Consider the following 22,959-nt stretch of genomic DNA (forward strand, 5'->3'; position numbering starts at 1 on the left):
GCAAGGCTGGCCTAACCCTCCCGCCCCTCCGACACCCAGTTGGCGTCGGCGCTGCGGCTTCCGGAAACAAGTTCCGCCGCGGCGTCGAGCACGTCGAGATCCGCCTCGGAAAGCTGCACATCGAGCGCTCCGATATTTTCGTCGATACGTGCGGGTTTGCGGGTCCCGGGGATGGGGACAACGGGCAATCCAAACTTTCGCCCCTGCGCGCCGAGCCAGGCCAGCGCCACTTGCGCCGCCGTCGCACCCGTTCCCACTGCAACAGACTGGACCGCCTCGACTACGGCGGCGTTTGCTGCCATGGCATCGCCCTGGAACCTGGGAACCCGGTGGCGGAAGTCGCCGTCGGCCAGTGAATCGGCCTGCACCGTACCGGTCAGGAAGCCACGGCCGAGCGGAGAATAGGGCACAAAGCCGACCCCAAGGCGTGCAGCCGCGGGAACAACGTGCCGCTCGACGTCGCGGCTCCAGATGGACCATTCGCTCTGCACCGCGGCTATGGGATGGACGGCATATGCAGCCGCGAGCTCGTCAGCGGTCACCTCCGACAGCCCGAGCTGGCGCACCTTGCCGGCGGCGACCAGCTCAGCCATGGCGCCCACTGTCTCCTCAATGGGCACAGTGGTGTCCCGGCGGTGCAGGTAGTAGAGGTCGATGACGTCGGTTCCGAGACGGCGCAGGCTCGCCTCCGCGGCGCTACGGACATACCCGGCATCTCCGCGGATACCCGAGTAACCTGCGGACGGACTGCCCAGGATGCCGAACTTCGTGGCGACCTCCACCTCGCTTCGGCGTTCCGCCAGAAGCTTCGCAACGAGTTCCTCGTTGCTGCCAGCGCCGTAAACGTCAGCGGTGTCGAGAAAGGAAACGCCGACGTCGACGGCGTGATGGAGGGTCCTGAGAGCGTCCTGAGGGTCCAGGCCGCCATACACCTCCGTAAGCGCCATTCCGCCAAAACCCTGCGGGCTGACGGCGAATCCGGGGACAAGATTTACGCGGGTGAGGTTCATACGTTGATGGTATGCGCGGTCAGGAGAGTCGGACAGGTACGCCATAATGGGGGCCATGGGGAAAAACACCGCCACTTCCGCTCTGACCACTGCCGCTCTTGCGATGACGCTGGCCCTGACCGCTTGCACTCCCGAAGGGCCAACCGCTGAGGACGCCGCCAAGGTGCTCGCCGAGGGCCTCACCAGCGGCGATGTAGGGGCTGTCACCTTCAGCTCCGCCGCCGCGGAAGAGGTCAACACGCAGCTGGATGAAATCACCGCTGCGCTTGACCCCGTCACTCCCACCGTCACGGTTGCCGGCGTCGAATCCACGGGCGAGGACACCGCAACCGCCCAACTGGAGCATGTGTGGGACCTCGACTCAAGCGAATCGGACTGGACCTACACCACCAGCGCCGAACTCACCCTCGTGGAAGACGTCTGGCAGGTGGCCTGGGATCCTTCTGTCGCCGTGGACGGGCTCGGCGCAGATGCAGCCGTCGCTGTGTCGCGCACCCCCGCTGAACGCGCCGAAATCCTCGGAGCTGGGGGCGAAGTCCTTGTCACTGACCGGCCGGTCATCCGGGTAGGCGTCGACAAGACGCGGGTCGAAGCTGAAGAGTTTGAGAGTTCGGCAGCTGCCCTCGCAGAACTGACGGATGTCGATCCCGCCGCCTACACCGAACAGGTGCTCGGCGCCGGTGAGCAGGCGTTCGTCGAAGCGATTGTCTACCGTGATGATGACTCCCGCCCGGTATCCGACGAGCAGATCGAGGCCATCCCCGGTGCCGTGGGCATCCCTGACACCATGTCGCTCGCGCCAACCCGCACGTTCGCCCGTGAGCTGCTCGGTGGCGTCGGCGCCGCAACAGCTGAGCTGATTGAACAGTCCGAGGGTCGCCTCGAAGCCGGTGATGTCGCTGGCCTTTCCGGCTTGCAGCTGCAGTATGACGAGCAGTTGGCGGGCTCCCCCGGGCTGCTGATCGAGGCAGTCACCGGAGAAGGTGAAACCCGCACCAGCGAGGTCCTGTTCGAGAGGGCCCCAACAGCCGGTGAGCCGCTCGAACTCACCATCGATCCCCAGCTCCAGACGCTCGCTGAAGACGTCCTGGCCGAGGAACCTTCCGCCTCGTCGATCGTGGCCATCCGGCCGTCAACCGGGGAGATCCTCACCGCGGCGAACGGTCCCGGCAGCGAAGGGCTCCAGACCGCCCTCCTCGGCCAGTACCCGCCTGGGTCGACGTTCAAGGTCGCCACCTCACTGGCGTTGCTCCGTAACGGCTTTACTCCCGAAACGCCGACAGACTGTCCCGAGCAACTCGTGGTGGACGGGCGGGAATTCAATAACGTCCCGGGCTATCCCGCTGAATTCACCGGCGAGATCCCACTCCTGCAGTCCCTCGCGCAGTCCTGCAACACCGGTTTCATTTCCCAGCGCGACGTCGTTTCCCAGGAAGCATTGGCCGCTGCGGCAATGGATCTGGGAATTGGTGTCGAGACAGCGATCGGCACTCCGGCCTTCTTCGGCTCGGTCCCGGCCGAAGCTGACGGAACAACCCATGCAGCTTCCATGATCGGCCAGGGCGAACTGCTCGTTTCCCCGCTCTCACTGGCCATCATGGCCGCTTCGGTCGGCGCCGGGGAGCGCGTTGCACCCACCCTCCTCGCAGGGGGTGCGGACGGCGAGGCGGCGCCGTCGTCGTCCGCTTCGGCTGAACCTTCGGCTGAAGCTTCGGCAACGCCGTCTGCGGAAGCGACCACCGAACCCGCCGCGAGCAACTTCACCACTGAGGAAGCCGCTGCGCTGCGCGAGATGATGGGTGCCGTCGTTACCGTCGGTGGAGCACAACTCCTCGCGGATGTCCCCGGCGAACCCATTCTCGCCAAGACCGGCACTGCAGAGTTCGGCACGGAGGACCCACCGCGGACCCACGCCTGGGTTGTGGCGCTGCAGGGCGACCTGGCCGTTGCAGTCTTCGTCGAGGAAGGCGAGCGGGGGTCCATTTCGGGTGGACCGCTGATGGAGGAGTTCCTCCGCGGGATCGGTCAGTAAACCCTGGACCCCTTAGCGCAATTGGGGAACCCGTGTGCCGTAGGAGGGCACAATCTCCTTGCCCAACGGCATGAGTGAAACGGGAATCAATTTGATGTTGGCGATGCCCAGCGGGATGCCGATGATGCTCAGGAACATCGGGATGGACGTGAGCACGTGTCCAATGGCAATCCAGACGCCCGCAACAATCACCCAGATCACGTTGCCCACCGTCGAGAAGAAATAGGTCTGCCCCCCGCGGTCAACCACCGAGCGCCCGAACGGCCAGAGGGCGTAAGCGCCGATCCGGAAGGACGCGATGCCGAACGGGATGGTGACGATCAGCAGGCAGCACACTATTCCGGCGATGAAGTAGCCGATAGCCAGCCAGATTCCACCGAAGACGAGCCAGATGACGTTCAGGATTGCATTCATGGGGTCCATTCTCCCCGCATTCGTCCGGCGCCGCTATGAGGGGATGCCCTGAGTGGGCCCCCATCTCCCTACAGGCATGTCATTATCGATCGATCCGTTAGATGTCACCACATGTTCGCGCGCTCTGGAAGATATCGATCGATGATGTCAGCGGGCCGTACCCTGATTGCCCACTGGTTAGCCCGCGGCAGCACCCACGAGCGCCCGCGCGGCCGCCGTTGCCGCCGGACGCGAAGCGCCGAAGCACGTAACAGTGGGCGGCTCCAGTTCCACGGACAGCCCGGCATTGATGCAGCGGAGGTCCGGCCGTTCAGCGAACAGCGCCGCGAGCGTCGAGTGTTGCGCGGACCCCGGCGTTGCCCGGTCCACGATGGCAACCACGGCCGACGACGTCGGCAGGGTCCAGTTGGCAGCGCCACCTGCGTGGGGCCCGGGGTGGCCGGCCGTGAGGTCACCGGAAGTGAAGTAGGAAACGGGCCGGTGTTCAGACAACGCCGCCGAGAAGACGTCGGGCATCGCGCCGGCAGCCATATTGACGGTGTGGCGGAGGTCGATCACCGTGACGTCGCCGTCGGGCAGGGTCACGTTTCCATCGGTGCGCACCGCAGAGGGAAGCGCGTCGAGGTCCACCGGGCGGCCGTCGTCGTGAGCTCCAGCTGACCACGAGGCAAGGTCCGCACTCCGCTGCCCGGCCTCGAAGAGGCGCCCAAGGGGAAGCCGCCCGCTCTGCAAAGAGGATGCAAGAGCGTCGAAAACCTCGCGGTAATCGGCCTCGTCGACGGACCCGCCGTCGTTCGCCGGATTACCCACGCACAGCAGGTCAGCACCCGCGAGCATCGCCAGCACGGCCCCCTCCCCCGATCCGTAGGTGTGCCGGACGGCACCCATATCGAGCGCATCGGTGACCACCACCCCATCGAATCCGAGTCCGCGCAGCATCCCGATGGCTTTAGCGTTGAGCGTCGCGGGGTGCTCCCCCAGTTCTGGAACCACGATGTGCGCGGTCATGATCGCCCGGGTACCGGCGTCGATCGCTGCGGTAAACGGCGGAATATGGGAGGCGGACAGCTCATCGAGCCCTAACTCAACCTTCGGCAGCCCGACGTGCGAGTCGGTCACTGTGTCACCATGCCCCGGGAAGTGTTTTGCGCAGGCTCCCACGCCCGTGCTCTGAATGCCGCGCGTTATCGCGGCTGTGTGACGGGCGGCCAGGGAAGTGTCGGAACCGAAGGAACGGACACCGATGACGGGGTTCAAGGGATTGGTGTTCACGTCCGCTACCGGCGCCAGCAACAGGTTGATCCCGGCCTCCCGCGCCCTCCTGCCCAACGTGACGCCGACGGCAGCGGTCACCTCGTAGTCGTCGATCTGCCCTAACTCTGCTGCACCAGGGACTGAGGATCCGGTGGCCGCTTCCAACCGCGTGACGGTGCCGCCCTCTTCATCAACGCCGATGATCGCGTTCGGGTTGAGCGACCGGATCTGCGCGCACAGGGCGGGGAGCTGCTGAGGGTCTGAGGTGTCGATGTTGTGCGAGAAGAGGACGACGCCGGCCAGCCCACGCAGCAGCGCCTGCTCGAGCCAGGTGGGGACGGTGGTCCCGATGAAACCGGGCCAGATGACGGCGTTGACGGCGCTGGTGTATTCGGCTGGCTCGGCCATGTATGCACTCCTGTTCGCTGGCAGACAGCCTGCCGATTCCGGCTGAACCTAGCACGGCGCCACCGGGGGTGCAAAGACACTGGATGCTGCCGTTAAAGAACGCCGCCCACCGGCTGTTGTCAGCTCGGTGGGCGGCGTTACGCAGATCTTTAGCGGCTGCGGCGATCGTTCGACGCCGGCGCTGTTGCGCGGCGCGGGCCCGATCGCCGGGCTGCTGCAGGACGGCCCGACGGCGCATCGCTGCGCTGTCCGCCGCTGCGCTGTCCGCCACCGGCCGACGGCGACCCCTGGCTTCCGCCGCGGGTGCTGGTGCTGTGCGCTACTACATCGCCTGAGCGTGCGGAACGGGGACGGCGAGTGCGGCCGCCTCCACCGGCTGCGGCGCCTTCAGCGGTACGACGGCGTTCCCCGTCGCCGCCGAAGCGCGGGGCCTGGGGCTGATCCTTGCGGCGCTCGGAGCGGTTACCCGTGGGCTCTGCCGTAGCTACGCGGCCACGCCCTCCGCGGCCGCCACGACCGCCGGCCGTGGGCGCTGCGCGACGGGCGCGCTTGCGCTGTGCGTTGGCTCCCGAGGACGAACCCGGTGCACCCTGAGTGTCGCGCTGGGCAATCAGTGCTGCCCGCGTGCGTGGGTCGACCTTCTCAGCGGTTTCACCGATGAGCTTCATCACCAGCGGGGATGTGGCAGTGACGCTCTCGACGCCGACATTCACGCCTGCCGCCTTCATGAGCTTCTGCACTTCGCCCTTCTGCTCGGGCAGCGTGATGGTGACAACAGTGCCGTCCGAACCCGCGCGGGCGGTGCGTCCTGAGCGGTGCAGGTACGCCTTGTGCTCGGTGGGCGGATCGACGTGGACCACGAGTTCGACGTCGTCAACGTGCACTCCGCGCGCAGCGACATCGGTAGCGACCAGAACGCGGACGCCGCCGGTAGAGAACTCGGCGAGGTTGCGGTCACGCGCGTTCTGCGAAAGGTTGCCGTGAAGGTCGACGGCAGGGATGCCGGCGTCGGTCAGGGTCTTTGCCAGCTTGCGGGCATGGTGCTTGGTGCGCATGAACAGCACGCGCTTGCCCTGCCCCGACGCCAGCTGAACGATCAGCTGCTTCTTCTGGGTCTGGTCGTTGATCAGCAGCACATGGTGCTCCATGGTGGTCACGGAAGCCTGCGTGGTATCCACTGAGTGCGTGACCGGGTTGGACAGGTAGCGCTGGACAATCTTGTCCACGCCGTTGTCCAGCGTCGCCGAGAACAGCATGCGCTGGCCTTCGGTGGGCGTGGTGTCGAGGATCTTCTTGACGATCGGCAGGAAGCCGAGGTCCGCCATGTGGTCAGCCTCGTCGAGGACGGTGATCTCCACCGAATCGAGGGTGACCAGCTTCTGCCTCATGAGGTCTTCGAGGCGCCCGGGGCATGCGATGACGATGTCGACGCCGGCACGCAGCGCCTTCTCCTGGCGCGCCTGGGACACACCGCCGTAGATGACGGTGGTGTTCAGACCGAGCTCGCTGGCCAGTGGCTCCACCGTGGCGTTGATCTGGGTTGCCAGCTCGCGGGTCGGAGCAAGGATCAGTGCCAGTGGGCGGCCCGGCTTGCGGCGGTACGCAGCTTCCCGCTCGGCCAGGCGGGAGACCATGGGCAGCGCAAAGGCGAGGGTCTTTCCGGAGCCTGTGCGGCCGCGGCCCAGGACATCGCGTCCTGCCAGGGTGTCGGGGAGGGTCTTCACCTGGATGGGGAATGGTTCGGTGATTCCCTGGTTGGTGAGGGAACGGACGAGCGCTGTGGGCACGCCAAGCGCAGCAAAGGTAGTCATGTAAAGTACACGAACTTTCTTCTCATCTTCCCTGGGCACCGGTTGGCGCTCAGAGTCCGCCGAAGGAAAGTCAGACAGTGTCAACCGCTCTCACAAACTCAGGAGATAGTGCGGGACAAAAGAATGCGTTCATCGACGCAGGCTGCGGCCGCAGGTTCCTGTAGTTGTGGTGAAAATCCGACACAAATACAGGTACAGAGCCGCAAGCAAGTGGAACCAGTCTATCAGCCTGCAGCTTGCACTCCCGACGGGAGGCGGCGAAGATGGAGCGCGTGTGAGCATGATCACCCCTCATCCGCACCACAACCTGACAACCCGCAGGAGGCACCATGTCCGCCGCAAGCATCCGCTCCGACGCCGAAAACCTGCAGGAGGAAGTGGCGGACCTTCGCCATCGCCTGCATCAGGAACCAGAAATCGGCCTGCACCTTCCGCGCACCCAGGAGAAGGTTCTTGCGGCGCTGGATGGGCTCGAATATGAAATTTCCCTCGGGACGGAGACGACGTCGGTCACTGCGGTCCTCAGGGGAAACGCTCCCTACACGGGTGAGCAGAAACCGGTGGTCCTGTTGCGCGGCGATATGGACGCGTTGCCTGTGCAGGAGCAGACGGGCGTGCCCTACACCTCGACCATCGACGGCGCCATGCACGCGTGCGGACACGACCTCCACACGGCGATGCTCGCCGGAGCCGCGCGGCTGCTGGCCGACCGGCGGGACCAACTCGCTGGCGACGTCGTACTCATGTTCCAGCCCGGCGAGGAGGGTTTCGACGGCGCGGGCGTGATGATCCGCGAAGGCGTGCTCGAGGCCGCCGGACGCAGGCCGGATGCCGCTTATGGCATCCACGTGATGTCTTCGCTGCTGCCTGGCGGCATGTTCGCAAGCCGGCCGGGGACGCTGATGTCGGCGTCGGACAGCCTCTTCGTGACGGTGCTTGGCGCGGGCGGCCATGGGTCCGCACCTCACCGCGCGAAGGACCCGGTGACCGTCGCGGCGGAGATCGTGACCAGCCTGCAGACCATGGTCACCCGGCAGTTCGACATGTTCGACCCCGTGGTGCTCACGGTCGGCCTCCTGCAGGCGGGAACCAAGCGGAACATCATCCCCGAGTCAGCGCGGATCGAAGCGACTGTCCGGACTTTCTCGGACCAGAACCGCGAGCTGATGCGGGCTGCGGCACCGCGGCTGGTTCAGGGTATTGCCGAGGCTCACGGACTGCACGCCACCGTGGAGTACGAGACCGAGTACCCACTCACCGTCACCGATCCGATGGAAACTTCAAATGTGGAGCGCCACGTCAGCGAGCTGTTCGGCGGCGAACGCTACACGCAGCTCGTCAACCCCATCAGCGGCTCGGAGGACTTTTCGCGGGTCCTTGCGGCCGTTCCGGGCAACTTTGTATTCCTCTCCGCCGTCGAACCGGGCGTGGATCCGGCGGGTACGGCGTTCAACCACTCGCCCTACGCAGCGTTCGACGACGGCATCCTCGCCGACGGCACGGCCCTCTACGCGCAGCTTGCCGTAGCCCGGATCGCGGAACTCGCCGGGGCACAGGGATAGCTGGAGTCCCAACGAAGCTCACGCACTCTCTCATCTCATCGCTACGCTTGTACCGATGAACACGCACCCTGAACCCCAGCCCCGCCTCGCCCAGCCCGTCTCCTTCGTGCGTCGCGGCTCAAGGCTGCAGGGCCGGCGTCGTGATGCGTGGGCCGAGCTGTCCGACGGGCTGGTTATCGACGTGCCGCGCAACTCCGCGGCGGATACGTCCGTGGATCCCGCGTGGGAGTACGACCCCGCTGCCTCCTTTGGGCGCGAGGCTCCCCTCGTGGTGGAGGTAGGGTCCGGCCTGGGTGAGGCTGTTGCTCACGCGGCGGCCGAAGATCCGGACCGCAACTACCTCGCCCTCGAGGTTTATAAGCCGGGACTGGCACAGACGCTGCTGCGCATTGAACAGGGCGACCTTAAGAATGTCCGCGTTGCCCAGGTCAATGCAGCCGAGGCGCTCGCCACCATGATCCAACCTGCATCCGTCGCAGAGCTGTGGATCTTCTTCCCGGACCCCTGGCACAAGACCCGGCACCACAAGCGGCGGCTGGTCAAGGACACTTTCGTCGAGCTCGCTGGACGGGTGCTGCAACCGGGCGGGGTTCTGCGCCTGGCCACCGACTGGTCCGACTACGCGTTCCAGATGCGCGACGTTGCGAATGCTTCCGCCCTGTTCGAGAACCTGCACGACGGCGAGCGCACGGGTGCGCACAGCCCCCTCACCCATGTCTGGGAAAGCGGCGTCGAGCATGAGGTGGGTGGGGCGCCACTCCGCGACGGGCGAGATAAGGCCGGAACCGCGCGGGACCACGAGGGCGAGGACACCCTTGGCGGGTGGGCTCCCCGTTTCGAGGGGCGCGTCCTCACCAGCTTCGAGAATAAGGCGCACGACGCCGGGCGGCTGGTTTTCGATCTGGCCTACCGCCGGGTGCCGCTGCAGTAGCCACGGGCGGGTGGACGGCGGACAGAGGGACGATCAATATCAGTTCACGACGAGGTGTTGGTGCCCGTCGATCAGCTCACGCACGATGTCGAGGTGGCCCGCGTGGGTCGATGTTTCTACCAGCACACGAAAGACGACTTCGCGGCCATCTTGCATCGGCGGCCCACCGAACTCGTTCGCAGGCGGCCACCAGCGCGGAGCGGCAGACAGGTCAGTCTTCAAAAGAACCTCGTCGCTCCGTTCAATCTCGAACTTGTAAAGACTGACAGCTTCGGCGCCCGTCATCGGCTCGGATGACCACCCGTCGTGAAGGGCCTCGATCGCCCTGGGGTCGCCGCCGAGGACTGCTGAGATCCAGAACATTTCGTCGTCGTACGCAAGGTGGTTGAGGAGGCGCGTTATGGTCCACCCAGATGGGACCAGCTGCCCGTTCATCTCGGCCTCGGTGAGCCCGTCCACAGCGCTCAGAATGTGGGCGCGTTCGTTGGCCAATTGGGAGAGGAGAAACTCATCACTCATATTTGGACTCGTCTCCCGTGACTTCTACGCGTCTATTCGGCGTACTTCGATCGGCCATCGTTCCGCTTCCCCTAACTTGCCGGCGATCTCCACCGCACGTTCCGTGTCCACACAGTCGACAATATAGAACCCCGCGATGAATTCTTTGGTCTCCATGAACGGACCGTCGGTTACTGCGAATTTGCCGCCGTCCGATCTAACGAATTTTGCTTCCTCGCTCAGCTCATGCGACTCCACTAATTCTCCGGTGGCCTTCAGTTCCTTATGCAATGAATTATGGGCCTGCATGATGGCCTCGATTTCGGCTTCAGAGAGCGCGTTCCAGGTCGCGTTATCGATTGGAATCAACAACAAATGTTTCATGGTTTCTCCTCCGCACCCGGTGTGGGGCGCCGGTCTTTGATTAGTTGGGATTAGGTCGAGGGACCGGAGCCTGTTTCGGACAGGCGCCGGCCAAGAAAGCGGCGCTCAACTTCCGACGGAGCCAGTTCCCAGGCCCGTTGATACTCGCCGTTTGCCTCCGTCATTCTGCCCAGACGCCGCAGCAGGTCAGCTTTGGCCGCAGGCAGAAGGTAATACCCTTCAAGGGCCCGTTCCCCCGCCAGCCGATTCATGAGCTCGAGGCCCGCCTCCGGCCCCTCAGACATCGCGACGGCGACGGCACGGTTGAGCTCGATAACCGGCGACGGGGCAATTCGTCCGAGGTGCTCGTATAGCCGGGCCACCCTCGCGAAGTCCGTGCTGCCGAAGTCCGGGGCGATCATATGGCAGGCGGCAATGGCGGCCTGGACGCGGTAGCTTCCGGGCCGGGAACGGCGTGCGACGCCGGTCTGCTCGGCCTTTGCGAGCACCGCTACCGCTTCCTCGATCGCAGCCCTGTCCCATGATCGGCGGTCCTGCTCTTCCAGAGTCACCAGATCGCCTGCGGCGTCTGTCCGGGCATCCCTGCGCGCGTGGTGGAAGAGCATGAGCGCCAGGAGGCCGGACGCTTCCGATTCCTGGGGGGATCCGCCGAGCAGGACAATCAACAGCCGGGTCAAACGAATTGCTTCCCGGACAAGGGATTCACGGATCAAGGTGTCGTTGCCCGTGGCGGAATATCCTTCGTTGAACATGAGGTAAAGCACCGCCAGGATCCCAGCTGTCCGCTCGGAGATGAGCTCCGGCGGCGGTACCCGGTAAGGGATCCCGGCGTTCCGTATCTTGGCACGGGCACGGACCAGCCGTTTCGACATGGTTGCTTCCGGGACAAGGAACGCCCGTGCGATCTCCCCTGTGGAGAGCCCGGCGACCGTGCGCAAGGTCAAGGCAACCCTGGCGTCGAGCGGAAGCGCCGGGTGGCAGCAGGTGTAGATAAGGCGCAACCGGTCATCGTCCGCGGCAGGGTTCCCTGTGGGGTCGTCCGCCGGTTCATCAGGCTCGATGAGGATCGCCAGTTCACGCACTGCCCGCTTTTCGGTGGCAGAACTGCGCAAACGGTCGATCGCCCGGTTCTTGGCAACAGTGGTTAGCCAGGCCCCGCTGTTCCGGGGTATGCCTCGTACGGGCCAGTCGGTGAGGGCACTTGCAAAGGCATCCTGGACGCAATCCTCGGCAAGGCTCCAGTCACCCGTGACGCGGATGAGCGTTGCAGTGATTCGCGCGGTCTCGGTGGTCGAGGCCCGTGCGAGCGCCGTCTGCACGTCCGTCAGTGCAGACACCACTTCACCCCTCCCGGAACCATCTGTGACGGCTTCGGTGGGGACGGCTACTCTCCGAGCGGCCATACTGGCCTGATTTCAATCTTGCCGAAGCGTGCCATGGGATGTTTCGACGCAACTTCGATGGCCTCGTCGAGGTCGGTGCAGGCGATGATGTCATAGCCCGCAACCCATTCCTTGGTCTCGGCAAACGGCCCGTCGGTCACCACCACTTCACCGCCACGGACTGTGACGGTAGTTGCGTCCTCCACGGGTCGCAGCCGGTCACCGTGGCGGGCTATACCCCGCGCGTCCATCTCAGCCCCCCATTCCTCGATGTTGTCCTCGGCAGCCACATATTCCGGCGCTGAGGGATCGCTACAGATGAATAGCATGTACTCCACCATGACTCCTTCTTGTCGGTTGATATACAGCACGACGTACGGGATACGGGCAAAAGGACACTTGGAGCAAATCTTCTACAGACTGCACTCTCGAACGGGCGTGCCGGTCAGCCGCGCACGTCGGAAAGGTGATGGACGACGTCGTGCAGGCCGTACTGCGCGAGGGACGCCACAGTGAAGCGCGAGCCGTTGCTTCGGCGGCCGGTTCGGCCCCAGTCCTCCACGCTCTCAAGCAGGGCCGCGTACTCCTCACCCGCATTCGTCAGTTCGGCTGAAACTTTAGCTGGATCCTCCCCCGCATAGTCTTTCTCTTCCGCGGTGCGGTCCTGATCCCAGTTCTCGAACTCAGGATCAACCTCGCTGACCATCAGCTCCGTACGCTGAGCGAACAGCGCGTAGACGTCGCGTACGTGGGCCGCGTACTCGAGCGCGGACCAGGTGCCGGCGTCGGGCCTGTTCCGCACGTCTGTGCGCTCCAGGACCGCCTGCCACCGCGGGAGGTCCGCGCGAACACTTTGGGCAACTGTCTCGGGAGCATTGTCAGCAGCTTCGAAGCCGCATTCGCTACAGGGTTTATCAAGCACCCAGGTCCAGTCTTTGGTTTCAGGTTCAATCGCCATGAAGCCGACAGTACCGGGCGACCACGCCAACTGTCGCCAACAGCAACTCTTGCCACAAACCACTTTGTAGTACAAACTAGTTTGCATGAACCGTAATCCGGACCTGCCTCACACCGACGACGACACCCTCGACCTTCAACGCGCCCTGTCCCTCGTCACCAATGCCGAGACCGAGGCCCGCAAACAACTCAGCCCCAGCGGTCCGCTGCTCTACCTGATCTGGGGCATCACATGGCTGCTCGGCTTTGGGGCACTGCACGGTTCCCGCTTCGGATGGCTCAACCTGGAGTACCTCGCCGCGCTGTCCTTCGCCGCCGCGGTCATGTCGCTGGGCATCGTCGCGACCATCGTGCTGGCCACCCGCCACAGCACCGGAATCCGCGGACACTCAGCCTTCATCGGTTCCGTGTACGGCGTCGGGTGGTTTCTTGGATTCGCGGTGGTCGGCATTCTCAGCGCCACCATCAGCCGCACCGTCGACGATTTCTGGACACGCGGCATGCTCATCAACAGCATCGCCGTCCTGGTGGTCGGGCTCATGTACATCACCGGTGGCACCACCTTCAATGACGTCACCCAGGTGGCCATGGGCGTGTGGTTCCTCGTGGTTGACTTCGTTGCCCTCCTCAGCGGCACCGACCATTTCCTGACCGTCTTCTTCATCTTCGGTTCCGGCGGGTTCCTGGTGGGCGCAGCCGTCGAATTCCTCCGCCAGAAGCACCAGCGCAACCGCCCGGGGTTTGCACATGCCTGACCTAGACCCGGTAATCCACGCCGAATCCCGCCTCCGGGCGATTACTACCCTCAACGAGGTCGGCGAACGCAACAGCATCGCCTTCACCAAGCTGCAGAGAATCCTGGACATGACGGCGGGCAATCTCTCCACCCACCTCCGCAAACTCGAGGACGCCGGCTACATCGCCGTCTCGAAGACCATCGAGGGGCGCACGCCTGCAACATACGTGTCCATAACGCTGGCCGGAAAGGCTGCCTACGCCGCGTACCGCGAGGCGCTCCACGAACTCCTTTCGGCACAACTCACGGAGAAACCATGACCTCCCGACCCCTTGCTGGAACATCTCCGCAAACCTCAACCAGTACGACGGCGGCACTTGCCACCGCGGATTCCGTCACCAAGACGTTCGGTGGCTCCACGGCCCTCGACTCAGTGTCGCTGGAGATCCACCCCGGAGAATCCGTTGGCCTCCTCGGGCCTAACGGTGCCGGCAAGTCCACGCTGATCAGCCTCTTCTGCGGCCTCCGCCGGCCCGATTCCGGCATTGTCACCCTGTTCGGCGGCAGCCCCGGGGACCCGGCATCACGCCTGCGGTTAGGGATCACCCCGCAGGCTACAGCTGTTCCGCAGACGCTGCGGGTATTGGAAGCGGTCGACTTCGTAGCCGCCCATTACCCGGACCCCGTCCCGAGTGGTCAGTTGCTCGCGGACTTCGGCCTTGAGGAGTCCGCGAGCAAGCAGTGCGGCGGTCTCTCCGGCGGCCAGCAGCGGCGGCTCCTGGTGGCACTCGCCCTGGTTGGCCGGCCCGAACTCGTCATCCTCGACGAGCCCACCACCGGCCTCGACGTCGACGCCCGCGAAACGCTGTGGCGCAGCCTCCGTGAGTACCGTCGCTCAGGCGGGACGCTCCTCATCACCAGCCACTACCTCGAAGAGATCCAGGCCCTGTCCGGCCGGGTTGTGGTGATGGACCGCGGCTCGGTCATCGCGGACGGAACGGTCGACCAAATCCGTAGCCGCGTGGCAGTAAGCAAGGTCTCCTTCCGGACGGACCTGCCGCCGTCGTCGTTCACTTCATTCCACGCCACCGAACTCTCAGCCGACGACGACGGCCGCCTCACCATCGTCACGCACGACGCCGACTCGACCGTCCGCGAACTGGTCCACAGCGGCGTCACTTTCAGCCAGCTCGAAGTCCGGGGCGCAAGCCTCGAAGAAGCTTTCCTCGCACTGACCTCACAGGAGCATGCATGAACACGCAGACCGCGCCCGGCCCCATTTCGCTGATCCGCACCCACACGAGGGCGCAGGTCCTTGAGCAACTCCGCATCCCGGTGGCGGTGATCTCGTCGGTCATCTTTCCTGCGCTCGCGTTGCTCTTTTTCGTGGTGCCGCAGTCCTCCGTTGTCGAGAGCCCTACTGCCTCCCTTGCCGCCGTGGCCCAGTTGGCACTGTTCGGGGTGATGAGCTCGTTTCTGTTCAACTATGGGATCGGCGTGGCTGAAGACCGGCAGAATCCGTGGACCACCTACGTCCGGACGCTTCCCGTGGGCCCGCTCCCGTCGACTGTGGCCCGGGCGCTGACGGCCATGCTGTTCGCGCTGCTGTCCCTGATTCCGGTGCTGATCCTCGGCGGGCTGCTGACCTCGGCACCCGAGGCCTTCGCTAATGGGACCCTGCCGTTGTGGCGGGTGCCGATGTCGGTGCTCGTGTGGCTGCTGTGCGGGTTGCCGTTCCTGGCGCTGGGCCTGTTCATCGGGTACCTATGCACCTCGAAGGTAGCCATTGCGGTGACCCAGGTGGTGTTCTTCCCGCTGGCGTTTGCGGGCGGAATGATGCTGCCGCCGTTCCTGTTCCCGGAATGGCTGAACACGTTCTCCCTGTTCCTTCCCTCACGGGCGGCGCGGGATCTGGCGGTGTTCGCGCTGAGCGGTGACGGGCTGCACGCCACGACCCTGCTGTGCATCACGGCCTGGACGGTTTTGCTGGGTGCCCTCGCGCTGTGGGCCAACCGCCGTGACCAGGGGCGCCGGTTCCGCTGATCGGCCTTCGCGGAGGGCGGGTCGATGAGCGTTCATAACAGCCCGTTACTGCCTCAACTTATCGCTGATAGAATTTCTTTCATTGAAAGAGATACGACGGGGTGAGTAGCAGTGCTAGTAGCGGGAACAATAATCGCGATCATCTCCGGTGTCGGTATTTTCGCCATCGGAGTGCTCTACCTAGCCGTGCCGCGGCCGATGGCCGCGAACTTCGGACTACCGGTAATCCCGCACTCTGAAGCGACGGACTGGCTACGGGTGAAGGGCCTCCGTGACCTCGCAATGGGGGTTGTTGCAGGCGTTGTGGTCATCACTGCACCCGGAACAGTGCTGGGTTGGGTACTCGCCGCAGCGGCCATCATTCCTCTAGGCGATGCCGTGATGATCCTGAAGGCCGGCGGGTCGAGGGGCGCAGCAATCGGCATTCATGGGTCCACGGCAGCGTCAATGCTCGTAGCCAGCGCGCTTCTCCTCGCCGCATGAACAACGTCGAAGCCCCGAGAACCGACGACAAACGCCAACGGCGACTCGCAGCACGACGTGAACTCATCCTTGCGGTCGCCCTGGACATCGCAGAGTCCGAGGGGTGGGACGCGGTGACAACGCGCCGTGTCGCCGATGAAATTGAGTTCAGCCAGCCCGTCATCTATCAGCACTTCTCCAGTCGCGACGAGCTGATCCGCGCAATTGCAGTGAAAGGTTTCGTGAGACTCACGGAGGAGATCCATTCTGTGCGTGCTTCACAACCGCCGTCTCCCCTGAAGGAGCTCTGCTGCCGTTACGTTGACTTCGGCTTGAGCAATCCGCGGCTTTACGAGGCAATGTTTGTCTTACCCACCACAGCACGGTTCGCGACTGCGGACACTCCGGCCGAAATGCGTGCGTCATTCGACGCTTTAGTCAGCGTTGTTGTGCCGAACACCAGGTCCGACGACGCAGAGTCAGCGGCGGAGTTGCTGTGGGCAGCGTGCCACGGAATCGTGACCCTTCGGATAGCCAAAAGGGTACCCGGCACCCGGATAGACCAACATGTTGCCCGCATCGTAAACATCACAATGCAGCCTTCGTAGCCGCTGCGCCAGGCTGCTCAGCTGAACGACGACGACGGAAGGTCGCGCTCCCTGCCCACCATCGCATCAACGATCCTGCGGGCTACGGCGTCGGGATCCTTGCCCTGCGGAAGACGGGGAGGCTCACCGTCGATGGGACGCGTGGCCAATCCGGTCTCGGTGTGTGGCGGGCGTACGTCGAGCACCCGTATGCCGCTGCGCCGCAGCTCGAGGGATGCAGCCTTGCCGAACGCGCTCAACGCGGCCTTGGTTGCCGAGTAGGCAGCCATTCCCGCGGTCGGGCTTTCGGCGACCACTGCACTGAGCTGCACAAACAGCCCGTCTTTGTTCATTATTGGCGCCAGCGCACGGACCAGGCGGACGTATCCGATGAAGTTGGTGAGCAGCAGTTCGTCGAGGGTGTCGTCGTCGAGCTCGGTCAGTCCCCCAAAGGCCACCACGCCGGCCGCGTACACAACGCCGTCCAGTGAGGAACCGTTGAGCGCATCGGCGATTGCGGCAGGCCCGGCCGGCAGGGTCAGGTCAGCTCTGACCGATTCTGCGCCGAGCTCGGTTGCGAGTGCGGCGAGTTTGTCACCATCCCGGCCGGAGAGCAGAAGTTCCGCGCCCCTGGCGCTGAGTTCGCGCGCGATACGCGAACCCAACTCGCCTGTGGCACCGACTATAAGGAACCGCACTCCTGTGAATTCGCTCATCGACCGACAGTAGCAACCGGGGTCAGCGTGAGTCACCCGTTGAGTGCGCAGGTAATCGGTGAATCAGCGCGGTAGAAGGCGATAAAGTGCGCTCAGGGGTGGTGCTAGACCTTCACGGCAGGCTCAGGAACGCCCGGGGCGCGAGTCCTTGGTCCGCGCCTTGAGTTCACGCAGTTCCCGGTCGGTCTCCTCGAGGGACTCGAACTCCTCGAAAGCGCGGTCCAGCTTGCCCGAATTGGGGTCAGCCCACGCAAGTTCCTCCCGGGCGGCCTGCTGATGGCGGAGCCGCCTGGCCTCCTGCTCCGCCTCCCGTGCAGCGCGCGCAGCCTCGAGGCTGCTTCCCGCAGTTGCGGACACAGCCCCCTCCATGCTCAACGCAGCCTGGGTGGCACCGTGCTGTGCTTTCATGGATTGGTAGCGGATCGAGTTCTCGTGCAGGGCTGTCTCAAGCCGGTACAGGTCAGCCTCGAGTGACCGGACCTGACGGTCGACGTCGTCGCGCTGGCTGGTGAGGGTTTCGAGCCTCTTGCGCACCTCGATGCCGCGTTTGAGCGCGGCCCGGGCAGCGTCGTCGTCGTTCCTTGAAACCGCGAACTCTGCGGCACGGTTGGATTCCTCCAGGTCTGCAGTGGCCTGGCGGACGAGGGTGTCCACCCGGTGGCGCACCGCGGCGAGATCAGCCACGCTCCGGCGTGCCAGGTCCAACTGCTGCTCCTGGTGGCGCTGTGACTGGTCGATCGCAGTGATGGGATCGACCGGTTCAATGGCGTTGCGGCGGGCAGAAATGATGCGGGAAATTCGACGTCTGACGGACACGGCTTCAGGCCCGTTTGGTGCTGGAACCGTAAGTGTTGCTCCACGTTTGCAGCGCACCGATCTCAAGCGCGAGGCGGGATGTTGCCCGGTTCACCTGCGCGGTGCCGGAGACGTTGTGAACCTCAAGCAGGGTACGGCGGAGGTCCGCGGAGAGGGTCGACAGTGTGCCCACCTGACCGCTGATGCTGCGCGCAAGCTCCTCGCGGAGTGCCCGGTTCGGTTCGCGTTCGGCGAGTGCAATCCGTTCACAGAGGACGGCCTCGGCACGCGTCAGGTCCTCCGCGGTTGCCGCAAGCTCACCTCCCGGGACTCCCTGTGCGAGCGCCGCCTGGACGGACCGGCGGGTTGCATCGGTTGAGCGTTCCAGCTGAAGTCTGAGTTTCGCCAGCTCGCGTGACGCCGGATCCACCGATAGCGAGCGCATCCTGCTGGAACTGCGCTGGATACGGCGGCGAAGCACGCCCGACTTACGAACCCTGCGGACCACCAGCCAGGTGCCTGCAACTGCTGCGATGAAGAGTATGCCCAGCCCGGCTCCGACGAGCAGGAGGAGCTCGAACAGTGTCCCGGCGGCGTCGGTGAAGTCTGAATCAGGCATACATCAAGTGTGCCGTGCCAGGAAGTTTTTGTCGCCTCCCGACGGGATTGGAGGGCCAATCTTCGCTAAGAGCGGTTGCCCTCCGCCCGCCAGATCATCAGTGCCTGGCTCCTGGGACGCGGCCGCTGACCGCGGGCCAGGGTGACGACGTCGCCTGCTAGACCCGCCGCGAACACCCGGCTGGTCTCGGAGCTGCGCCGCTGGGCCAGTTCACTTGTGAGCTCCTGCACGCGGTGCTGGAGGGCCATCACCTGGTTCTCCAGTTCCAGGATGCGCTTGATGCCTTCGAGGGACACACCCTCCTGGGACAACCGCTGGACTTCCCGGAGGACGTTTACATCGCGCTGGGAGTAGCGGCGTGCGCGCCCCGGTGCCCGGCTGGGAATCACCAGGCCCAGCCTGTCGTACTGACGCAGCGTCTGGGGGTGCATGTCCGCCAACTCCGCGGCCACCGAAATGACGTAGATCGGCATGTTCATGTCGACGGTCATGCAACCCTCCTTCGGGACTAGAGCCGCGCCTTCTCGGCGAGGTTGCCGCGCGGGTCAGCGTCCTTCGTAGCCTCGGCGAAAGCCTGCACGGCTGCCTCGGCGTCCTTGTTCAAATTCTGGGGTACGACGACGTCGATGGTCACCAGCAAATCACCGGTCGCCTTCGAAGTCTTGACCCCGCGCCCCTTGACCCGGAGCGTGCGGCCCGACGGCGTTCCCGCCGGTACCTTCACTTTCACATTTTCTCCCTCCAGCGTGGGGACCTCGATCTGCGCACCGAGTGTGGCCTCCGGGAAGGTGACCGGGACGTGAACGCGGATGTTGTCGCCGTCGCGCTGGAAGAACGGGTGGGGCTTGACGTTGACGGCGACCATCAGATCGCCAGCACCTGCTGCTCCGGGTTGGCCCTTTCCGCGGACCCTGACTTTCTGGCCATCACGGATTCCAGCGGGAACCCGGACGTCAATGACCTCACCAGACGGTTCACGAAGGCCGATGGTTGTCCCACGGATTGACCCTGCGAAGGAAATGCTGGTGGATGCCGTGCGGTCCGCGCCCTTGCGCGAAGGTGGCTGGTAGCCGGGGAATCCCCCGCCCTGCGGGTACCCGCTGCCGCTGCCGAACAGGTCGGCGAACTCAGGCGGAATGTTCCCGCCGCCCCCGCCGAAACCTGCGCCGCCCCGGCGCTGGCGCCCGGCGGATTGCCCGAACAGGTTGCCGAAGACGTCCTCGAACCCTGCTCCCCCCGCCGGACCGCCAGCCCCGCCGGCCGTGAACCGGGCACCGCCGCCCATGGCGCGGATGGCGTCATACTGCTGGCGTTCCTCCGGGTCCGACAAGACTGAGTAGGCCTCGGAGATGTCCTTGAACATCTTGTCTGACCCACCCGTGCTCTGGTTCTGGTCAGGGTGGTGCTTGCGGGCGAGCTTCCGGTAAGCCTTCTTGATGTCGGCGCCGGAGGCATCCTTAGGCACACCAAGGATCTTGTAGAAGTCCTTATCGACCCAGTCCTGACTTGCCATTCAGCGTCTCCTTGTTAACTACGTCCGTTGCCCTGTTCGTTGGAAGCCTGGCCGCGGTCCACTCCGAGGAAGGGGGCTTAAAATTCCGAAGCGAGCTCTGCGAGTCTCGGAATTTCGTTGCCCCCGTTCGGAGGGGACCACGGAATCAGCTACTCAGGAACAGCAACAATCACTTGGGCTGCTCGCAGCACTCGGTCATCCTTTTTGTAGCCCGCGCGAAGGATCTGGCTGACGGCGTCGAACTGGACGTCGGCACTTGGCTGTTGGATCAGGGCTTCGTGGACGTTCGGGTCGAACTCCACGCCGGTCTCGTCAATACGGCTCAAGCCGTAGGTCTTCAGGGCGTTCTCCAGTTTTGTGGAGATCGCCGCGAACGGCCCATCAGCCAGGTCGCCATGCTGGCGGGCGGCATCAATGTCGTCGAGAACCGGCATCAGGGAGTTCAGCACTCCGATGACTGCCATATCCCGTGCAACGTCGCGGTCCCGCTCTACGCGCTTGCGGTAGTTGACGTATTCCGCCTGCAGCCGGAGTAGGTCGTTGCGGAGCTCGGCTTCCGCATCGGTGGCAGGAGTTTCGGCTCCGGCCTCGTTCAGGATCGCCTCAGCCTGGGCGAGTGCGTCGCCGTCGCCGGCTGCATCTGCGGCGGGTGCGTGGGACTCGGTTCCGGCGTCGGGCTCCTGCCCGGCACCCGCGGAGGGTGCCGGGTCAGGAGTGTCCGAGCCAGCCGAGTCACCGGTGTCATTGCGCCCACGGACCTTGCCAGTCTCCGGGTCGATCTTCCGATTGTCCCGGAAGCTGACCGGCTCTTGGTGCTCTTCTTCGTTTCCGTGGTGCGGCATAATTACTTCTTCTCGTCTTCGTCGACAACCTCGGCGTCGACGATGTCTTCGTCGTCGGCCTTGGTCTCCTCAGAGGATGGCTCACCGGACGGTGCTGCGCCCGGACCGGTTGCGCCTTCTGCCTGTGCCTGAGCGTAGATCGCTTCGCCCAGCTTGGACTGGGAGGCCTGCAGCTTCTCGAATGCTGCCTTCACCTCGTCGTCGTTGTCCTGGGACTCCAGCGCCTTCTTGAGGGCGTCGACGTCCGCCTGGACTTCGGTCCTGACCTCTTCAGGCAGCTTGTCCGAGTTGTCGGCGATGAGCTTGTCCGTGGAGTACGCCAACTGCTCGGCACCGTTACGGGTGTCAGCGGCCGCGCGGCGCTCCTTGTCCTCAGCGGCGTGCTCCTCGGCGTCACGGACCATGCGGTCGATGTCTTCCTTGGAGAGCGAAGAACCACCGGTGATGGTCATGGACTGCTCGGTGCCGGTGCCCTTGTCCTTGGCGGACACGTGAACAATGCCGTTGGCGTCGATGTCGAAGGTGACCTCGACCTGAGGGACTCCCCGGGGTGCCGGAGCAATGCCGGTTAGCTCGAAGGTGCCCAGCGGCTTGTTGTCGCGAGTGAATTCGCGCTCACCCTGGAAGACCTGGATGGCCACTGACGGCTGGTTGTCATCCGCGGTGGTGAAGGTTTCGCTGCGCTTGGTGGGGATAGCCGTGTTGCGCTCGATCAGGTGCGTCATGACGCCGCCCTTGGTTTCGATACCAAGTGAGAGCGGGGTGACGTCGATGAGCAGGACGTCCTTGCGCTCACCCTTCAGCACACCAGCCTGCAGCGCGGCGCCAACTGCGACAACCTCGTCAGGGTTTACGCCCTTGTTGGGCTCCTTGCCGCCAGCCAATTCCTTCACGAGCTCGCCGACCGAAGGCATACGGGTGGAACCACCCACCAGCACAATGTGGTCAATGTCGGAGACCTTGATTCCGGCTTCCTTGATGACGTCGTTGAACGGCTTCTTGGTGCGGTCAAGGAGGTCTTTGGTGAGGTCCTGGAACTTCGCCCGGCTCAGGTGCTCGTCCAGGTGGACCGGTCCGTCCGGGGTGACGGAGAGGTACTGCAGCGAGATGTTGGTGGACGTAGCCGAGGAGAGTTCCTTCTTTGCCTGCTCAGCTGCTTCCTTGAGGCGCTGGAGGGCGATCTTGTCCTTCGAGAGGTCCACACCCTTGGCCTTTGCCTGCGAGAGGAGGTAATCCACTACGCGCTGATCCCAGTCGTCACCGCCGAGACGGTTGTCACCGGACGTGGAACGGACCTGGATGGTGGAGAAGTCATCCTCGTCCTTGCCGACTTCGAGGAGCGAGACGTCGAACGTGCCGCCGCCAAGGTCGAAGACCAGGATGAGCTCATCTTCCTTGCCCTTGTCCAGGCCGTATGCCAGCGCGGCAGCGGTGGGCTCGTTGACGATACGCAGAACCTTCAGGCCCGCGATTTCGCCAGCTTCCTTGGTTGCCTGGCGCTCAGCGTCGTTGAAGTACGCGGGGACGGTGATGACGGCGTCGGTGACCTTCTCACCCAGGTAGCTCTCGGCGTCGGTCTTCAGTTTCTGAAGGATACGCGCGGAGATTTCCTGCGGGGTGTAGGACTTCTCGTCGACGTCCTTCTTCCAGTCAGTACCCATGTGGCGCTTGACGGAAGCAATGGTGCGGTCAATATTGTTCACGGCCTGACGCTTGGCGATTTCACCGACCAACACTTCGCCGCTCTTCGAGAACGCGACGATTGACGGGGTAGTGCGGGCGCCTTCTGCGTTGGCGATAACGGTGGGCTCGCCACCTTCAAGAACCGAAACAACGGAGTTGGTTGTTCCAAGGTCAATACCTACTGCACGTGACATGCGTTTTCCTTTCGACGAACCACCAGCTCGGGTAGCCAGCGGCTCAAATTACCGGAATAGACGGGGGTCTCCGCTCGATTGAGCGTTCTGCACTCAACTGTACTCAGGTCCCTCGCGGTGTCAAAC

The 22,959-nt window shown here is 64.4% G+C and carries 25 protein-coding genes; 9 read left to right on the forward strand and 16 right to left on the reverse strand.

What is annotated here, in order from left to right; all coding sequences use genetic code 11:
* Nucleotides 1-11 precede the first annotated feature (11 nt).
* Nucleotides 12-1,010 carry an aldo/keto reductase gene (locus ACWA1U_RS00615; protein WP_463723415.1) on the reverse strand — a complete coding sequence of 333 codons (999 nt, stop codon included), beginning with the start codon at nt 1,008-1,010 and terminating at the stop codon, nt 12-14.
* Between the two features lie 55 nt (nt 1,011-1,065).
* Between ACWA1U_RS00615 and ACWA1U_RS00620 the strand changes: the two genes are divergently transcribed.
* On the forward strand, nt 1,066-3,042 hold the full coding sequence (locus tag ACWA1U_RS00620; RefSeq protein ID WP_463723416.1) for a penicillin-binding transpeptidase domain-containing protein: 1,977 nt from the start codon (nt 1,066-1,068) through the stop codon (nt 3,040-3,042).
* A 12-nt stretch (nt 3,043-3,054) separates the two neighbouring features.
* Here the strand turns inward: ACWA1U_RS00620 and ACWA1U_RS00625 are convergent, their stop codons facing one another.
* From ACWA1U_RS00625 to ACWA1U_RS00635, 3 genes are all read right to left on the reverse strand, one after another.
* Nucleotides 3,055-3,456, reverse strand: a complete 402-nt coding sequence (locus tag ACWA1U_RS00625; RefSeq protein ID WP_463723417.1) for a YccF domain-containing protein — start codon at nt 3,454-3,456, stop codon at nt 3,055-3,057.
* Nucleotides 3,457-3,633: 177 nt separating this feature from the next.
* Nucleotides 3,634-5,118, reverse strand: a complete 1,485-nt coding sequence (locus ACWA1U_RS00630; protein WP_463723418.1) for a glycoside hydrolase family 3 protein — start codon at nt 5,116-5,118, stop codon at nt 3,634-3,636.
* A gap of 149 nt (nt 5,119-5,267) precedes the next feature.
* Entirely contained in the window at nt 5,268-6,929 is a 1,662-nt protein-coding gene (locus tag ACWA1U_RS00635) for a DEAD/DEAH box helicase (protein ID WP_463723419.1), read from the reverse strand.
* A 329-nt stretch (nt 6,930-7,258) separates the two neighbouring features.
* On the opposite strand from ACWA1U_RS00635, the gene ACWA1U_RS00640 reads away from it, so the two are divergent.
* Both ACWA1U_RS00640 and trmB read left to right on the forward strand, forming a co-directional pair.
* Nucleotides 7,259-8,491 (forward strand): M20 metallopeptidase family protein, encoded by a 1,233-nt coding sequence (locus ACWA1U_RS00640; RefSeq protein ID WP_463723420.1) that lies wholly within the window; start codon nt 7,259-7,261, stop codon nt 8,489-8,491.
* Between the two features lie 55 nt (nt 8,492-8,546).
* A complete protein-coding gene (gene trmB / locus ACWA1U_RS00645) occupies nt 8,547-9,422 on the forward strand; it encodes a tRNA (guanosine(46)-N7)-methyltransferase TrmB (protein ID WP_463723421.1) in 876 nt (291 codons plus the stop codon).
* Between the two features lie 39 nt (nt 9,423-9,461).
* Here trmB and ACWA1U_RS00650 read toward each other — a convergent pair whose 3' ends face one another.
* From ACWA1U_RS00650 to ACWA1U_RS00670, 5 genes are all read right to left on the reverse strand, one after another.
* A complete protein-coding gene (locus ACWA1U_RS00650) occupies nt 9,462-9,941 on the reverse strand; it encodes a mycothiol transferase (protein WP_463723422.1) in 480 nt (159 codons plus the stop codon).
* Between the two features lie 24 nt (nt 9,942-9,965).
* Entirely contained in the window at nt 9,966-10,304 is a 339-nt protein-coding gene (locus ACWA1U_RS00655) for a YciI family protein (protein ID WP_463723423.1), read from the reverse strand.
* A 50-nt stretch (nt 10,305-10,354) separates the two neighbouring features.
* The gene (locus ACWA1U_RS00660; RefSeq protein WP_463723424.1) at nt 10,355-11,641 is read right to left on the reverse strand and encodes an RNA polymerase sigma factor; all 1,287 of its coding nucleotides are present in this window, start codon (nt 11,639-11,641) and stop codon (nt 10,355-10,357) included.
* A 47-nt stretch (nt 11,642-11,688) separates the two neighbouring features.
* Complete coding sequence (locus ACWA1U_RS00665; protein ID WP_463723425.1) at nt 11,689-12,027, reverse strand: YciI family protein; 339 nt, start codon at nt 12,025-12,027, stop codon at nt 11,689-11,691.
* A 104-nt stretch (nt 12,028-12,131) separates the two neighbouring features.
* On the reverse strand, nt 12,132-12,644 hold the full coding sequence (locus ACWA1U_RS00670; RefSeq protein WP_463723426.1) for a DinB family protein: 513 nt from the start codon (nt 12,642-12,644) through the stop codon (nt 12,132-12,134).
* 85 nt (nt 12,645-12,729) lie between these two features.
* Between ACWA1U_RS00670 and ACWA1U_RS00675 the strand changes: the two genes are divergently transcribed.
* From ACWA1U_RS00675 to ACWA1U_RS00700, 6 genes are all read left to right on the forward strand, one after another.
* Nucleotides 12,730-13,398, forward strand: a complete 669-nt coding sequence (locus tag ACWA1U_RS00675) for a hypothetical protein (RefSeq protein WP_463723427.1) — start codon at nt 12,730-12,732, stop codon at nt 13,396-13,398.
* Nucleotides 13,391-13,699: a transcriptional regulator gene (locus ACWA1U_RS00680; protein WP_463723428.1), complete on the forward strand. Its 309-nt coding sequence runs from the start codon at nt 13,391-13,393 to the stop codon at nt 13,697-13,699. Before ACWA1U_RS00675 ends, ACWA1U_RS00680 begins: the two co-directional genes overlap by 8 nt.
* Entirely contained in the window at nt 13,696-14,634 is a 939-nt protein-coding gene (locus ACWA1U_RS00685) for an ABC transporter ATP-binding protein (RefSeq protein ID WP_463723429.1), read from the forward strand. Before ACWA1U_RS00680 ends, ACWA1U_RS00685 begins: the two co-directional genes overlap by 4 nt.
* Nucleotides 14,631-15,422 carry an ABC transporter permease gene (locus ACWA1U_RS00690; RefSeq protein WP_463723430.1) on the forward strand — a complete coding sequence of 264 codons (792 nt, stop codon included), beginning with the start codon at nt 14,631-14,633 and terminating at the stop codon, nt 15,420-15,422. The genes ACWA1U_RS00685 and ACWA1U_RS00690 overlap by 4 nt, the downstream gene beginning before the upstream one ends.
* 111 nt (nt 15,423-15,533) lie before the next feature.
* On the forward strand, nt 15,534-15,905 hold the full coding sequence (locus ACWA1U_RS00695) for a DUF4267 domain-containing protein (protein ID WP_463723431.1): 372 nt from the start codon (nt 15,534-15,536) through the stop codon (nt 15,903-15,905).
* Nucleotides 15,902-16,492, forward strand: coding sequence for a TetR/AcrR family transcriptional regulator (locus ACWA1U_RS00700; RefSeq protein WP_463723432.1), 591 nt, complete (start codon nt 15,902-15,904; stop codon nt 16,490-16,492). The genes ACWA1U_RS00695 and ACWA1U_RS00700 overlap by 4 nt, the downstream gene beginning before the upstream one ends.
* Before the next feature lie 17 nt (nt 16,493-16,509).
* On the opposite strand, the gene ACWA1U_RS00705 is transcribed toward ACWA1U_RS00700, so the two are convergent.
* The 7 genes from ACWA1U_RS00705 to dnaK all read right to left on the reverse strand — a co-directional run bounded on the left by ACWA1U_RS00705 (nt 16,510) and on the right by dnaK (nt 22,833).
* Complete coding sequence (locus ACWA1U_RS00705; RefSeq protein ID WP_463723433.1) at nt 16,510-17,187, reverse strand: SDR family NAD(P)-dependent oxidoreductase; 678 nt, start codon at nt 17,185-17,187, stop codon at nt 16,510-16,512.
* 123 nt (nt 17,188-17,310) lie between these two features.
* The gene (locus ACWA1U_RS00710; RefSeq protein ID WP_463723434.1) at nt 17,311-18,003 is read right to left on the reverse strand and encodes a PspA/IM30 family protein; all 693 of its coding nucleotides are present in this window, start codon (nt 18,001-18,003) and stop codon (nt 17,311-17,313) included.
* Between the two features lie 4 nt (nt 18,004-18,007).
* Entirely contained in the window at nt 18,008-18,601 is a 594-nt protein-coding gene (locus ACWA1U_RS00715) for a hypothetical protein (protein WP_463723435.1), read from the reverse strand.
* Nucleotides 18,602-18,666: 65 nt separating this feature from the next.
* Nucleotides 18,667-19,092 carry a heat shock protein transcriptional repressor HspR gene (locus ACWA1U_RS00720; RefSeq protein WP_463723436.1) on the reverse strand — a complete coding sequence of 142 codons (426 nt, stop codon included), beginning with the start codon at nt 19,090-19,092 and terminating at the stop codon, nt 18,667-18,669.
* 17 nt (nt 19,093-19,109) lie between these two features.
* On the reverse strand, nt 19,110-20,114 hold the full coding sequence (locus ACWA1U_RS00725) for a DnaJ C-terminal domain-containing protein (RefSeq protein ID WP_463723437.1): 1,005 nt from the start codon (nt 20,112-20,114) through the stop codon (nt 19,110-19,112).
* A gap of 149 nt (nt 20,115-20,263) precedes the next feature.
* Nucleotides 20,264-20,956, reverse strand: coding sequence for a nucleotide exchange factor GrpE (locus ACWA1U_RS00730; RefSeq protein WP_463723438.1), 693 nt, complete (start codon nt 20,954-20,956; stop codon nt 20,264-20,266).
* A gap of 2 nt (nt 20,957-20,958) precedes the next feature.
* Nucleotides 20,959-22,833, reverse strand: coding sequence for a molecular chaperone DnaK (dnaK, locus tag ACWA1U_RS00735; RefSeq protein ID WP_463723439.1), 1,875 nt, complete (start codon nt 22,831-22,833; stop codon nt 20,959-20,961).
* Nucleotides 22,834-22,959 lie beyond the last annotated feature (126 nt).

The organism is Arthrobacter sp. TRD_SC_6 (genome assembly GCF_055361185.1).